The following is a 14688-nucleotide window of genomic DNA, read 5'->3' as shown; positions in this document are numbered from 1 at the left end:
AAAAAGGAGGACACGGACTGCTATGTCAACACATGTCAAAACCGTATCGTCGAAAGGCAGAAAACGGCGCAACAACTTAATCGCTTACAGTTTTATCGCACCGAATTTCATCGGATTCGCCGTATTTACTCTGGTTCCCATCCTGATGGCGGTGGGGCTGAGCTTTATGAAATGGAACGGTTCCGCCGTACAGGGACCGCAGTTTGTCGGCCTGGCGAATTATGCCAAGCTGTTTACCGACAGCCGCTTTAAGCAGGCTTTCATTAATACGGTCATTTACACCGTAGCCACGGTTCCGCTGACCATGATTACCTCGCTTTTGTTGGCAGTCATTTTGAACCAGAAAATCTTTGCGCGGAATTTCTTCCGTACCATCAGCTTTTTCCCTTATGTGGCTTCGCTGGTTGCGGTGGCTGCAGTCTGGAATGCGCTGTTCAGCCCGGAAAAGGGCCCGGTGAACCAGGTTCTGCGTGCCATTGGCATTTCAAACCCGCCCGGTTGGGCCGTCGACCCGAACTGGGCGATGGCAACCCTGATTTTGTTCAGCGTTTGGAAAAACATGGGCTATTATATGATTATGTATCTTGCGGGTTTGCAGAGCATCAGCCCCGAGCTTTACGAGGCTGCGGGTCTGGACGGTGCGAACACCGTGCAGAAGTTCCGCTATGTAACGCTGCCGCAGCTCGGCAATACTTCTTTCCTGGTGCTTATCATGGTAACCATCCAGTGCTTCAAGGTTTACGACGTTGTCCTCATGATTACCAACGCTGGGCCGGGTACCAAAACACTGGTGCTCGTGTTCCATATTTATAACGTCGCGTTCAAGCAGTGGGATTTGGGTTACGCAAGCGCAATTTCGATGGTGCTGTTCCTGATGGTACTCATTGTTACCATTGTACAGTTCCGCGGCGAGAAGAAAATATCGAATTGACGGGAAGGGAGAAGAAATAAATGGGAAAAGCCAGAACCAAAGTAATTTTATATGTGGTCCTGATTTTATTAGCGTTCACGATGCTGCTTCCGTTTGTCTGGATGCTTTCCGCGTCGCTGAAGCTGAATAAGGACGTGTTTACCTTCCCGATCCAGTGGATTCCGCAGAATCCCCGTTGGGAGAACTACCAAGATATCTGGACCGTTATTCCGCTTGGCCGGTTCGTCGGCAACACGGCGATTCTGACGGTAATTGTAACGCTTCTGCAGCTTTTGACCTCCAGCTTTGCGGCTTATGCGTTTGCAAAACTGGACTTCAAGGGGAAGAACGCTCTGTTCCTCGGTTACATTTCAACCATTGCTGTGCCGTGGCAGGCCTACATGGTTCCGCAGTTCATTATGATGCGCAATACATTTCATCTGAACGATAAACTTACCGCCATTGTCTGCCTGCAGGCGTTTTCCGCCTTTGGCGTGTTCCTAATGCGGCAGTTCTACGCGGATATTCCAAACGAACTGTGCGAGGCGGCCCGCATCGATGGCCTGAACGAATACCAGATCTGGGGGAAAATCATGCTGCCGCTTTCCAAGCCGGCGCTGTCCACCCTGACGATCTTCACGTTCGTTAATACTTGGAACGACTTTTTGGGGCCATTGATCTACCTGACCACGACGGAGAAGAAAACGCTCCAAATCGGTCTGCGTATGTTCATTTCCCAGTATTCCACGGAATACGGACTAATCATGGCGGCCTCGGTGGTTGCGTTGATTCCGGTCCTGATCGTGTTCCTGAGCCTGCAAAAGTATTTTGTGCAGGGCATTGCGACCAGCGGCTTGAAGGGTTAAGAAAAAATAGTACTTTGGGTTGCCGGGCACGGCAGCAAGGTGGGAACGGTATTTCCCCCGCCGTTGCCCGGCAGCCCGTTTTCTGTAAATTAGGAGGAATTTGCATGATGATCAAGGCTTTTCCGGGGAAACCGGAATTGACGGATTCCGAGGTGGAAGAGGCTCTGGTGCGCGCCACGGAGCAAGTGCGGCGCAATCTTCCGAAATTCACCTATGTCAGCCAGAACCACTCCAGTGTGAACGGTTTTTACCCGCCCTGCGACAACAACCAGTGGACCTGTGGATTCTGGCCGGGTGAAATCTGGCTGTCTTACGAATACACCGGGGACGACATTTTCCGGTATGCCGCGCTGATTCAGGTGGAAAGCTTTTTGCACCGCATTGAAAATCACATCGAAGTCGACCACCACGATATGGGATTTCTCTACTCCCCGTCCTGCGTTGCGGCCTATAAGCTGACTGGGAGCGAAAAGGGCAAGAAGGCAGCTATCCTTGCGGCGGACCAGCTCATCACCCGTTTCCAGCCAAAAGGAGAGTTCCTTCAGGCGTGGGGCAAACTCGGCGCAAAGGAAAACTACCGCTACATCATCGACTGTCTGCTCAATGTGCCTTTGCTGCATTGGGCCAGCGAAGTAACCGGCGACGAAAAGTACCGCGACATCGCGCTTCGGCATACGGCTACCTGTCTGAAGTATTCCATCCGGCCCGACAATTCCACGTACCACACCTTCTTTATGAACCCCGAAACGGGTGCTCCCGACCACGGTGCCACCTGCCAGGGCTACCGGGATGACTCCGCGTGGGCGCGCGGCCAGGCATGGGGCGTTTACGGCATGGCTTTAAGCTACCGCTACAACCGGAACCCGGCTTATCTGGACGCATTCCGCCGCGTGACGGAATTCTACCTTTCCCGCCTGCCGGAAGATTTGGTGCCATACTGGGATTTGACGTTTATGAGCGGGGAGGAGGAGCCGCGCGACTCTTCCAGTGCAAGCATTGTAGCCTGCGGCCTGCTGGAAATGGCCAAGTACGTGGAGCCGCAGGAAGCGGAAACCTACCGGACACTTGCCCGGCAGATGCTGAAAAGTTTGGCGGACTGTTACAGTGTCAAGGACCCGAAGACCTCCAACGGTCTGGTACTGCACGGCACCTACAGCAAAAAGTCTCCGTACAACACCTGCACGCCCGAAGGCGTGGATGAGTGCGTTTCGTGGGGCGATTATTTCTACATGGAGGCCCTGACCCGCCTGCACAAGGATTGGGACCTGTACTGGTAAAGGAGCAAACGGTATGAAGCAGGAAGTATTTTTCAAACAGGGAAAGCAATTCTTTTTTGATGACCGGGCCCGTGTGGCGGAGTATGTAAAGGCGAATTGCGCGCAGCAGGCAGAGCAGATTATTGCGGTTGCAAACGACGTGGTAAATCAGAAGTTTCTGTTTAATCTGCGCTGGGATATGGAACGCACGTATTCCCCGGTGGTGTTTGAGGGAGATATTGATTGGCTGCACCAGCCTGGCGATGACCCGGAATGGATTTACGCCTTTAATCGGATGCGCTTCTGGATCTGCCTTGGGCAGGCATACGCCTTGACGGGAGATGAAAAGTACGCCCAGGCGTTTGCAAAGCAGCTTTGCAGCTGGGTGGATACGGTAAAAAAGGACGACCCGAAAAACCAGCTGGCATGGCGTACCATTGAAGCCGGCCTGCGTATGGAGTACTGGCTGAAAGCTATGTGCTATTTCGAAGGCAGCCCCGCCATTACGGATGAGGTGATGGAAAAGTTCCTCAACAGCATGACAGAGCATGCCGAATATATCATGGGCGTTTACAACAGCTACAACCTGATGAGCAACTGGGGTGTGCTAGCAAACCATGGTTTGTTCCTTGCGGGTGTCATGCTGCCATCCACGCCGCGTACGGCGGAGTACCGCGCGGAAGCGCTGCGTCGGCTCACGCAGGAAATCACGATTCAGGTTTATGAGGACGGCATGCAGTGGGAACAAAGCCCCATGTATCATAACGAGGTAGCGCACGATTATCTTGATGTTGTGATTCTGGCCCGGCGCAACGGCATCACCCTGCCGGAGGTCCTTGAGAAGAAAACGCATGACATGTGCCTTGTTGACCTTTATGGCCAGAAGCCGGACGGCAATGAGGTTTCCATGGGCGACAGCGACGAAATTGATGTGCGCGACATTGTGAGCAAGGGCGCGTATCTTTACCACGACGCGGAACTGAAGTGGGGCGGTTACGAGCGCTTCGATTTTGACTGCATTTGGGATCTTGGTATTGAGGCAGCGAATGAATATGCCGCGCTGGAAGCAAGGGCTCCGGAAAAAACGGCACACGCCCTGCATTCCAGCGGAAATTATTACTTCCGCAGCGACTGGGGAAGGGACGCTTCCTTCCTTCACTTCCACTGCGGCACACTGGGAGCGGGCCACGGGCATTCGGACCAGCTTCATTTCGACCTGTTCAGCCGCGGGGAGGATATCCTCATCGACGCGGGCCGTTATACTTATGTTGATAAACCGGAACGCTACGAGTTTAAGGATTCCACCGCGCACAACACCTGTACAGTGGATGGACGGAATTTCTATGTCTGTCAGGACAGTTGGGGCTGCTCCAAGCTCAGCCGTGCGGTCAATCAGAAGTTTGCGGACTGCGGTAAATACGGTTACGCCGAAGGCGGGCACCTGGGATATTACGATTTGGAAACCGGCGGAGTGTTTGTCAACCGCCGCATCGTGACCATCGATTCCGACCTTTATGTGGTAGCGGATGAATTCTATGCAGGAAATCCCCATACTTACCGGCAGTATTTTCATTTTAACAACCTCGGTTCCGTTTCCGGCAGCGGGGACCGCTTTGTCTACAGCAGCACGAAAAACCGCGCGGAGATCTGCCTGGTTGGCAATCACCGTTCCGCGGTGCTCACCCCAACCCGCCTTTCCCGGCATTACAATCTGGCGGAAGACAATGTAACGCTTCAAACGGAATTGGCGGGCAATGGATTTACCTCTGCCTTTACGGTCATTTCCTTGAATCCTGCAGGGGAAGGCGAACGCGTTGAGGTGGAAAAGGTGCCGGTTTACTCCAACTTTAAAGAAATTCAGTTTGAGGACCGGCTCATTGAGGCGTTGACGATTACCAAGGGTGCGCGGCGCTATACTGTGGTCGTTGCCCATCAAGAGTATGCCAGTCCGACGGACACCTTCCGTGCAGATGGCTGCACAGGCTTCGGCAACGTGGTGGTGTTCGACCGAGCGGCGGGCGAAACCACCGTGGGCAAAACGCTGGTCTGGTAGCCGACGGCTGCACCCGGCAGTAAGAAACGAGTTTGTATTTCTTTGGAAAGAAATTGGAAAAACAAAAGCGCAGTTCAGAAGTTATTCTGAACTGCGCTTTTTCTGTATCATCGAACACGCTCCTGCTGAGTTGGCGGACGAATACTAATATGGGTTCGACTAATTTTCACAATCCAACGGTTTGCTGCCGATTACGAAGATGAATACAGTCATAAATATTTCCAACTTTTTAAATTTTTGGAAAAATTCGTGCTTTTTCTATTGATTAATTTCTAATATTGCATATAATGAAATTTGTAAAGGGCATGAGGGTTGTAGGTTATACCTCCAGAAGGGACTGTTCTTCGGTTGCTTAGGACTACCGGAAAGGAGGTGACTGGTATGGAGATTCTCTATGCAGTATTGTTTTTGGTTGTTGCTACAGGATACATATTGGTTGTTCGGCAACAGGCAAAAAAATAACCGCCCCCGGGCTAAGGAAAGCGGTTATCTGCCGACTGGGCCTTCCACGAAAGTGGAATGCCCTTTGCATTAAATATTATATCTTTGGAATGCAAAAAATGCAAGAAATTCAGAAAATTATGATTCAGAAAGGAAAAATTCCAGAAAAAACAGGCTGTAATATTACATGGATTCCAGCAGATACTATGCTTGTAGTCTGACTGCAAGGAGCGTTAATTATGACGGACGACAAGCAAAACAAACCATCTGTTTGGAACGGCAGCACAAATGCAGAAACAGCCGGTGAACCCATGAATCAGGCGGGAAAAACATTTGAAGATATGTTTCCCTACCTGCTCTCTGGGGAATCAGACGATTTGTCCAGTGAATTTACCGCAAAACTATAAAAAGGAATCCCGCTGGGAACGGCGGGATTCCTTTTTTGAACGTTTATGCCAAATCCTGTGCCGCGCAGCCGGAATCCTGACCGCGTTTCTGCTCAATGTATTCGCTTGGGGTCAGACCGGTGTGCTTTTTAAAGGCCTGGCTAAAATACTGGGAATTGTCGCCGAAGCCAACCTGCTTGGCAATGGAGGAAACTTTTGTTAAACCATGTTTTGTAATTAGGTTTTCCGCTTTTTCCATACGGATTCGATTCAGATAAGCGGAGAACTTTTCGCCGGTTTCCTTATAAAACTGTTTGCTCAAATAATTCACGTTCATAAAAATGTAGTTCTCTGAAATCCATTTTAGGGAAAGGTTCGGGTCGCTCAAATGATTATTGACATAGTTCAGGGTCTGCTTTATATAATCTTTGTGCCGAAAGTCGTCTTTCATGTTTTCTGAAATCAATCGTTTCAGTTCTTGGGCTGTTCGCTCCGCAACCTCGTCCACATTGCCGCAGTCGTTGATCTCTTTAAAAAACTGGGACAGGTCATGCGGCTGCATCTGATTCGTATTCACGATGGTCTGCACAGTCAGTTTGGAAGCTAGCGTTTTGGCAAATTCCGTATCCACCACCGAACTGAAGCATTCGGTAATGCTGTTGGAAAGATTCTGAATGTTTTCGCAGATTTCTTTCGATACCAAATCGGCGCGCTCAATAATGGAGGAGTAGTTGTAAATGCCTTTCGGGGTGTTGCTTTCGTCGATGAAATAAATCTTTTCATAACGCTGGACTTTTGGAATCAGGTTTTGGAACAGCTCTTTAATGTTCGAGAAAGTGAGCTGCTGCAACGTAGGATGCACCGCCATGCGGGGAAATTTCCAAGAAAGAATGGTTGCGTTGAATCTGGTCAGGTCGGTTGTGCTTTCTGTGTTCAGAATAAAGATGGCAGTATTTTTCACATAAATAATATTAAAACAGATGGAAAGATTACTTTCCGTACACAGAACATTCAGCCGGTTTGTAAATTCCGTCAGATTGTGTTCCTCCAAAAAGGAAACATAGTAAAGCGCGAACATATTGTGCTGAAATTCAAACAAGCCGGCGTAACGGGAAAGAACGTCCTCCCAGTCTGCCTTGAAGGTTAGGCTTTCCATTAGGAACTGCTTTTGAAGCACGGTTTGGAACTGGTTGGACAAAAGCTCTTTTTCATATTGAAGCTTTTTTAGGGCACGTTTTTTCATAATATCAACTTTGGCCTTTTGAATGGCGTCGATAATGCCCTTTTCATTAATGGGCTTCAGCAGATAATACTTTACCCCGTATTCCATGGCTTGTTTTGCGAATTCAAATTCTCCGAATCCGGACAGTATGATAAATTCAATGTCGGAATCGATTTCATGGACTTTTTTAATCAGATTCAGTCCATCCAGACCAGGCATCTTAATATCGGTTAAAACAATATCCGGATATTCGTCGCAGATCATGTCGAAAGTTTCGATTCCATCCTTGCACAGACCAGCTAATTCAATTCCGTAGTCTTCCCACCGAATCAACCGGCTGATAGCCTCCCGGATAATTTTTTCGTCATCCGCAATAATTAAACGTAGCATATCACTCATCCCCTGCTGGATCCGGAATGCTGTTCCGTTCCGTTTTCTGTGCGGCGTCGTCAGGCACGGCAAGGATCACAATGGCGTTTCCATCCTTGTTTTCAAAGGAAAGGCCGTACTCCGTACCATAAATCAGCTGAATCCGTTGATTAATATTTTCAAGCCCGACTCCGCTTCCGTTCGGTTTAATTTCTCCTGTTTTCAGTTTTTCCATAATGTCCGGTTCGATTTGCGAGCCGTTGTTTTTAACACAAATCAGTACGTGGTCTTCCTTTCTGGTAACGATGATTTTTATGGTGCAGACATCTGTGATTTGTTCCAGCGAGTACTTAATTGCGTTTTCCACCAGCGGCTGAATGCACATTTTGGGGATAAGCGTTTTCATCAGGTCGTCCTCCACCTGATAGGAAAAGTTCAGGCGGTCTTCAAAGCGAATCTGCTGAATCTGCAAGTAGTTTTCCACAATGGAAAGCTCTTTTTCAATCGGGACCAAGTCGGTTTTTGTATCAATCGAGTACCGCAGAAGTGCCCCCAAGGATTCGGTCATTTGAGAAATATTGTTTTCCCCGATAATTTTTGCCTGCCAGTTGATGGATTCCAGTGTGTTGAATAAAAAATGGGGGTTAATCTGCTGCTGCAGCATTTTTAACTGTGTGTCCTTAATCAAAATCTGCTTGACATAATTTTCTTCAATCAACTGCTCAATCCGTTCCACCATGGAATCAAATTCCTGATGCAGCAGCCCAAGCTCGTCACGGCGCTGACGGTAGTCGTAATTCCGTTTGGACTGTTTTGCTCTGGTTCCATTTTTAAAGCTGTTGATTTTTTCAATCAGTGTATTCAGGTGCACCAGTACCGATTGGATTAGAAGGTTGGAAATCAGAACAGAGAGAAATGTGAAGAAGATGACTAATAGGATAAAAATCAAGTTTGAAAGTATGACAGAGTGGAAGACCTGATTGTAGTTGGTTGCAATATTACAGGTCCAGCCGACCTTGTCCATAGTACGGCTGACTACGAAATATTTTATGTGGTTCCGCTCCAGAATCTGATACGGAAGGCCGGAGGAGCGGTCCTCCTGAATCCGCATGGAATCGGGGTTATTGACCGGGTAAATCGGAAGATTGCCGTTCCAAATGTACAGCGAGGTGTCTTTGGAAGAATCGGTTTCTTTCTTAATATCTTCCACCATATTGCTGAGGTTTACCCGAATAACCAGAACACCGATGCTGTTCAGGCTGAGGTTTTCCGTTTTGCGGATGGAGCGCACGCAGAGAATGCTGGAATCTTCCCGCCCTGTACTGATCCACACCGGGTTTCCGGTGTTCTGCTTCTGGATTTCCACAATCTTATTATGTACCACTTCGGACTCCGCAGAGGAGTCCCGACCATAGGAAATGGTGCCGTTGTTTTCTTCCAGTGCAATGTTGATAATGTTATGGTTGGAACCCGCAAAGGAGGTCATGATTTCGGTAATGGCCTGTTTCGCCTTCCATTTCCCCATAACCATCTCATTGGCGGAGTTTAGTGTGGCAATTCCGGATTGTACTGTTTTACTAGTGGCAATAAACTGGGAGATATCCTCGATTTCGCCCATGTCGGATTCGATTTTGGATGAAACCATGGATAGTGGAACCGCGGATTTTTCATAGAGCAGATCGTTATAGCTTTTCAGAAGATACCGGCTGCTCACAATTACACTGATACCGATGCAAACGACATTCAGCAGGAGAATCGCGCGGAACTTGTTTTTGAGCCGCAGGTTGTTGATAGCCTGGCGGAGGGTATGTAAAAATTTCATAGGGAATAACCAATCCTATTGTTAAACATGTTATCACTACTTTTAATATAGACACAAATCCACCATTTTGTAAAGAAAAATTTATGGAATTAAACCGAAACACATTTTTTTAAACAACTTTGCATGGAAATTTGTATTTCAACTTTGAGAAATCGCTCTTATAATAAACATCAGAATTCACAAATTCAATTCAATTGAATGGAGGAAGTTTGATGAAAAAGCGTATTCTTTCCATTGCGCTTGCCTGTGCGATGATTGTAGCTTCGTTCGCAGGATGCGGCGGTGGAACAACCACATCCACAGATGCAGGAAGCGCTGCCGGCAGCGATGCCAGCCAGGCGGCGGCCGAAACCAAAAAAATCCGTGTGGCATGGTGGGGCAACCAGGTGCGTAACGATCGTACCACCAAGGTTCTGAAAATGTATGAGGAAAAAAATCCGGGCGTAAAATTTGAAACCGAATTTTCCGACTGGAGCGGCTATTGGGATAAGATGGCTACTGAGGCGGCCGCAAATTCCATGCCGGACATTATTCAGATGGACTATCAGTACATCAAGCAGTATGTAAACAAAAATCAGCTTGCAGATTTGACTCCTTATGTTGGCAAGCAGCTGAAACTGGACGATGTTTCCAAGTTTGCCGTTGATGTTGGCACGTTTGACAATAAGCTGTACGGAATGAGTCTGGGCATTACTTCTCCCGCTATGATTTATGATGTGGAAGCAGTGCAGCAAGCCGGCGTTACCCTGAAAAACGGCATGACCATGTCCGAATTCATCGATGCCGCGAAAAAAATTAAGGAAAAGACCGGCAAGACCTGCGACTTTGTTTATAGCGACGGCGAGACCATGATGGAATATCTCGTAAGAGGTCAGGGCAAGGTGCTGTTCCAGGACGGCAAGCTCGGCATTGACAGCAGCAAAGATGTCCTTCCGTTCTTCCAATTGTATGAAGACGGCGTAAAGGGCGGTTACCTGACTTCTGCGGAAGATCTGGACGCTTCCGTCGGCACCGGTATTGAACAAGGCCTGCTGGTTCTGGGCAAACAGTGGGAGGTTATGACCACCTCTAACCAGCTGTCCGCTTATGCGGCAGCTGCGAAGGACAAAAAGCTGGGCATTGTCACCTGGCCGGTTGGCGACAACGACACGCAAAAGGCTATGTGGCTGAAACCTGCTTCTTATTTCTGCGTATCTTCCGCTTCCAAAAATGTGGAAGAATGCGCCAAGGTACTGGACTTCTTCACCAACAATGCTGAAGCCTATGAAACCCTTCTGACCGACCGTGGCGTACCAGTTTCCAGCAAGGTGCAGGAAGCCATTAAGCCGAAGGTTGATGAAAGCAGCAAGCAACTATTTGATTACATTTCCGCCATTGAGGCGGAATGCTCCGAAACCAACCCGCCACCGCCGGCAGGCATGACCGAAGTGGCAACGCTTGCGCATAACCTGACAGAGCAGGTTGTGTTCCAGAAGCTTACCGCACAGCAGGCCGCAGATCAGTTCTTCACCCAGGCGAATGCGATTCTGAAGAAAGCAGCCGGTTGATGACTATCTGAGTTCCTGAACTGTATTTTCGTTATGCCGTGTTTTGTGAACTACGGTTTTGCAAAACACGGCATTTTTAAAAAAAGTATCGCTTATTTGGCGTATGGGCGCAGTTCCTTTCAGCCGTAGTTTGCAAGTCGGGTTGATGCGCCTAATTTTATATGATTCGACAGGGAAGTCGGTTTTGCCCTGGGGTATATTGCCCGCGGGCGGAGGCAAAACAGGACCCCACAGTGAAAGGGTGGTCATAACGATGACGATCAAACAAAAACTCAACAGGGAGAGTACGGCTGGTTACGTTTTCATTCTTCCGTTTATTATCGGTTTTTTGGCGTTTACCATTATTCCGATTTTCTTTTCCTTCGCGCTGTCCTTTACCAGTTACGACGTTCTTTCCGCTCCAAAATTTATCGGAATCGACAATTATGTACAGATGTTTACGAACGACTCGAAATTCTGGAAAAGCATGGGAGTTACGTTCTATTACGCACTGGTGTCTGTTCCGCTGCGTTTGATTTTTGCTTTGCTGGTCGCCATGATTCTGGTGCGGCCGTCCAAAGCTTCCGGCGTATACCGTGCGATTTATTATCTGCCGTCCATCATGGGTGGCAGCGTGGCAGTCGCTGTTTTGTGGAAAAGACTCTTTGCCAGCGACGGTGCTATTAATGCGCTGCTGCAGCTGGTTGGAATTCCGTGCAAGATTGCCTGGCTGTCCAACACAAGCACGGCAATTTGGACCCTGATTATTCTTGCAGTTTGGCAGTTCGGCTCTTCCATGTTGATTTTCCTTTCCGGCCTGAAGCAGATTCCGGTTACTTATTATGAAGCCGCCACAATAGACGGTGCGGGAAAGATGAAACAGTTTTTCAGCATTACGCTGCCCATGCTGACTCCGGTGATCTTTTTCAACCTTGTGATGCAGCTGATTAACGGATTTATGGCATTTACACAGTGCTATATTATTACGCAGGGCAAGCCGCTTGATTCTACTTTGTTCTATACGGTTTATATGTATCAGAACTCCTTCCAGTTCAATCAAATGGGTTACGGCTGCGCGATGGCGTGGGTCATGCTCTTAATTGTCGCATTGCTGACCGGCGTACTGTTTAAAACATCCAACAACTGGGTTTACTATGCGTCAAAGTAGGAGGAAACCATGAATTACACACAAAGAAAAAAAATCGGTACCGTTATTTATCATATTTTAATCTGCTTTTTCGGAATCGTCATGATTTATCCTCTGCTCTGGATGGTAATGAGTTCTTTTAAGGATAATACGGAGATTTTCACCAACGCAAAATCGCTGATTCCAAAAACATTTGAACTGACAAACTATTCCACCGGCTGGGCCGGATTCGGTGGCATCAGCTTTTCGGTGTTCTTCCGCAATTCGTTTGTCATCTGCATCCTTGCCACCGTGGGAACCGTAATTTCCTCCGCTGTGATTGCATACGGCTTTTCCCGCTGCAACTTTAAGCTGCGCGGATTCTGGTTTGCCTGCATGATCGTTTCCATGATGATGCCGTTCCAGATTATCATGATTCCGCAGTTTATCATTTTTAAGCAGCTGAACTGGGTGGGTACGTTCGCACCGCTGATTGTTCCGTACTTCTTCGGACTTCCGTTCGGCATCTTCCTCATTATGCAGTTCATCCGCGGAATTCCAAGGGAACTGGACGAGGCGGCGAAAATCGATGGGTGCTCCATTTACGGCATTTTTGTCCGCGTGATTCTTCCCTTGATTGTGCCCGCGCTGGTAACCACCGCAATTTTTTCCTTCATGTGGCGCTGGGATGATTTTCTTGCCGCTCTGCTTTACTTGAATAAGCCGTCTTTTTATCCGGTTTCGCTCGCCCTGAAAATGTTCTCTGACCCGTCGGCGCAGTCAAACTGGGGCAGCATGTTCGCAATGGCTTCCCTGTCGCTTATCCCGATTTTTGTCATTTTTATCACGATGCAGAAGTATTTGGTGGAAGGCATTAGCACAACCGGTATGAAGGACTGAAAGGAAGGTCGTTTTATTGCAGTCAGCAGAACAGTGTTTTTCAGCAAAGTTTGTGTTTCCACCGGAGGTGCCCTCGCAGGGTGATATTCCGGTGGACGGCGATTGCCTTTACCTTGCAGAAGACGGCTATGGTTTTGTTACGGATGCAAAAAGCGCTTTGGGGGAAAATGGGGGAATTCCCGAAATCAACAACGGCTTTGTGCCTGCGGAGCACCGGAAAGGCGTGCTTCCCCGCTATTTCCGTGTACGGGTGCCGCACAGCGGAAATTACACGGTCTCCGTGACCATTGCCTGTGAAGCTTCGGAGGACGTCGTGCTCTTTTCCGAACGGCGCCGGTTCGTTTGGAAAGAAAAGGCAGAAAAGGGAGCGGTCTTGACCCATACCTTTACGGCAAACGTCTGCCCGGTCATACCGACTGGTAAAAAAGAACCGTACCCGGATGAGGCTGTTGATCTGACGCTTATAGGGGAACATGCTACATTCCGCAGGATTACGGTTGAGGAAACGCACAGCGCCGTAACCATCTTTCTAGCAGGGGATTCTACTGTGACCGACCAGCAGGCAGATTCGCCTTATCTTCCCACGGAAAGCTACTGCGGCTGGGGGCAGGCGCTGCCGCTTTTTTTCCGCAGCGGGGCTGCGGTGTCCAATCACGCACATTCCGGCTTTACCACGGAAGATTTCCTGCAGGGCGGGCACTGGGAGATTATAAAACAGGCGATGCACCCGGGAGATTACGTTTTTATCCAATTCGGACACAACGATGAGAAAATACCGCATTTGGCGGCATTCAGCGGGTATCGCAGAAATTTGGAACGCCTGATTGACGAAACAAAGGAAAACGGGGGCATTCCGGTTTTGGTGACTTCGGTCAGCCGGAACCTGTGGAACGCGCCGGACGGCGGGTTCAACGATTTACTGGAGGACTGGGCGCAGGCTTGCCGCGTTATCGCGCGCGAAAAGAAGATTGCCCTGATTGACCTTCATGAAAAAACGAAACGGTTTTTCTATTCGCTTGGCCGTACACATGGAAGCGAATATTGCAGAAAGTATTTTTATCCCGGCGACTTTACGCATTTTAACGATATTGGTGGGGCGTTAATTGCGTCCTTCGTGGCGGAGGAAATGAAAAAGGTTTGTCCGCCAGAATTGTCAAAATACCTAATGGAGTTGCCGGCTTGCGGGGAAGAGTGGAAACAGGACCCGGTTCCGGAATTCCCCGCGGAGTTTGACGATCTTGCCGAAAGTCCGGAACAGGAAGCTGTCCGGGAACTGTCGGCCAAAGGAATCCTTCGGAGCGAGGGGCGCAGCTTTTGCCCGGATGCAGCGTACAGCAGGGTAAATTTTCTGGCTTCCGCGTTTATTGCGCTGATTTATCTGCCGAAAACGGCGTGGAACAATGCCTGCGCCGACGTGCGCGGGGACGAGTGGTATGCCGGAAATATTCAGGCTGCGGCGGAAAACGGATTTCTGGACCCGGAACTGCTGATTGGCGGAACGTTTAAACCAGACGCCGCGATTTTGGAACGCGATGCGCTTTCCATCCTTGTACGGATGCTGCAGGATAAATTTGAAATTCACAAGCGCTGCGGAATGGCGGCGGAAAAGCTGAATTCACTGGACCGCGAAGAACGAATCGCAGCGGTTGCCGGGGCGGTGCATCTGAATTCCTGGAACAGCGGCCGAGTGCTTACCCGCGCCCGCGCGGCGGCTTTGCTGAAACAGGTAATGGCGGAAGTGCTGGAATAACCAAGGGGCAAATGCGTTTTTAAATGCTTTTCCTTTCAACAAAACAAGAAAACGCTGTATA

The 14688-nt window shown here is 48.9% G+C and carries 11 protein-coding genes; 9 read left to right on the top strand and 2 right to left on the bottom strand.

All coding sequences use genetic code 11. From position 1 onward, the window contains the following. Positions 1 to 22 precede the first annotated feature (22 nt). The 5 genes from ACSVDI_RS11150 (at position 23) to ACSVDI_RS11130 (ending at position 5933) form a co-directional block, all read left to right on the top strand. Complete coding sequence (locus tag ACSVDI_RS11150) at positions 23 to 931, top strand: carbohydrate ABC transporter permease (RefSeq protein WP_457942969.1); 909 nt, start codon at positions 23 to 25, stop codon at positions 929 to 931. A 20-nt stretch (positions 932 to 951) separates the two neighbouring features. Beyond that, entirely contained in the window at positions 952 to 1776 is an 825-nt protein-coding gene (locus tag ACSVDI_RS11145; protein ID WP_457942968.1) for a carbohydrate ABC transporter permease, read from the top strand. 104 nt (positions 1777 to 1880) lie between these two features. After that, entirely contained in the window at positions 1881 to 3053 is a 1173-nt protein-coding gene (locus ACSVDI_RS11140; protein WP_457942967.1) for a glycoside hydrolase family 88 protein, read from the top strand. 13 nt (positions 3054 to 3066) lie between these two features. After that, positions 3067 to 5085: an alginate lyase family protein gene (locus ACSVDI_RS11135; protein ID WP_457942965.1), complete on the top strand. Its 2019-nt coding sequence runs from the start codon at positions 3067 to 3069 to the stop codon at positions 5083 to 5085. 680 nt (positions 5086 to 5765) lie between these two features. Continuing rightward, on the top strand, positions 5766 to 5933 hold the full coding sequence (locus ACSVDI_RS11130; protein WP_457942963.1) for a hypothetical protein: 168 nt from the start codon (positions 5766 to 5768) through the stop codon (positions 5931 to 5933). A gap of 43 nt (positions 5934 to 5976) precedes the next feature. On the opposite strand, the gene ACSVDI_RS11125 is transcribed toward ACSVDI_RS11130, so the two are convergent. Together ACSVDI_RS11125 and ACSVDI_RS11120 are read right to left on the bottom strand one after the other, a co-directional pair. Continuing rightward, entirely contained in the window at positions 5977 to 7524 is a 1548-nt protein-coding gene (locus ACSVDI_RS11125; protein WP_457942961.1) for a response regulator transcription factor, read from the bottom strand. A gap of 1 nt (position 7525) precedes the next feature. Further along, positions 7526 to 9325, bottom strand: coding sequence for a sensor histidine kinase (locus ACSVDI_RS11120; protein WP_457942960.1), 1800 nt, complete (start codon positions 9323 to 9325; stop codon positions 7526 to 7528). Positions 9326 to 9537: 212 nt separating this feature from the next. On the opposite strand from ACSVDI_RS11120, the gene ACSVDI_RS11115 reads away from it, so the two are divergent. From ACSVDI_RS11115 to ACSVDI_RS11100, 4 genes are all read left to right on the top strand, one after another. Next, the gene (locus tag ACSVDI_RS11115) at positions 9538 to 10872 is read left to right on the top strand and encodes an ABC transporter substrate-binding protein (RefSeq protein ID WP_457942958.1); all 1335 of its coding nucleotides are present in this window, start codon (positions 9538 to 9540) and stop codon (positions 10870 to 10872) included. Positions 10873 to 11125: 253 nt separating this feature from the next. After that, positions 11126 to 12019: a carbohydrate ABC transporter permease gene (locus ACSVDI_RS11110; RefSeq protein ID WP_457942956.1), complete on the top strand. Its 894-nt coding sequence runs from the start codon at positions 11126 to 11128 to the stop codon at positions 12017 to 12019. A gap of 9 nt (positions 12020 to 12028) precedes the next feature. After that, positions 12029 to 12877 carry a carbohydrate ABC transporter permease gene (locus tag ACSVDI_RS11105; protein WP_457942954.1) on the top strand — a complete coding sequence of 283 codons (849 nt, stop codon included), beginning with the start codon at positions 12029 to 12031 and terminating at the stop codon, positions 12875 to 12877. A gap of 16 nt (positions 12878 to 12893) precedes the next feature. Continuing rightward, positions 12894 to 14627, top strand: coding sequence for a rhamnogalacturonan acetylesterase (locus ACSVDI_RS11100; protein ID WP_457942952.1), 1734 nt, complete (start codon positions 12894 to 12896; stop codon positions 14625 to 14627). Positions 14628 to 14688: the final 61 nt, after the last annotated feature.

This window comes from Caproiciproducens sp. LBM24188, assembly GCF_054130445.1.
The sequence above is the reverse complement of the archived record's forward strand: the minus strand, read 5'-3'. Positions and strand labels throughout refer to the sequence as shown.

Bases quoted from the DNA above. Each gene is read 5' to 3' on its own strand.
- ACSVDI_RS11150 (WP_457942969.1), top strand. From the start codon at position 23: ATGTCAACACATGTCAAAACCGTATCGTCGAAAGGCAGAAAACGGCGC.
- ACSVDI_RS11145 (WP_457942968.1), top strand. From the start codon at position 952: ATGGGAAAAGCCAGAACCAAAGTAATTTTATATGTGGTCCTGATTTTA.
- ACSVDI_RS11140 (WP_457942967.1), top strand. From the start codon at position 1,881: ATGATGATCAAGGCTTTTCCGGGGAAACCGGAATTGACGGATTCCGAG.
- ACSVDI_RS11135 (WP_457942965.1), top strand. From the start codon at position 3,067: ATGAAGCAGGAAGTATTTTTCAAACAGGGAAAGCAATTCTTTTTTGAT.
- ACSVDI_RS11130 (WP_457942963.1), top strand. From the start codon at position 5,766: ATGACGGACGACAAGCAAAACAAACCATCTGTTTGGAACGGCAGCACA.
- ACSVDI_RS11125 (WP_457942961.1), bottom strand. From the start codon at position 7,524: ATGCTACGTTTAATTATTGCGGATGACGAAAAAATTATCCGGGAGGCT.
- ACSVDI_RS11120 (WP_457942960.1), bottom strand. From the start codon at position 9,325: ATGAAATTTTTACATACCCTCCGCCAGGCTATCAACAACCTGCGGCTC.
- ACSVDI_RS11115 (WP_457942958.1), top strand. From the start codon at position 9,538: ATGAAAAAGCGTATTCTTTCCATTGCGCTTGCCTGTGCGATGATTGTA.
- ACSVDI_RS11110 (WP_457942956.1), top strand. From the start codon at position 11,126: ATGACGATCAAACAAAAACTCAACAGGGAGAGTACGGCTGGTTACGTT.
- ACSVDI_RS11105 (WP_457942954.1), top strand. From the start codon at position 12,029: ATGAATTACACACAAAGAAAAAAAATCGGTACCGTTATTTATCATATT.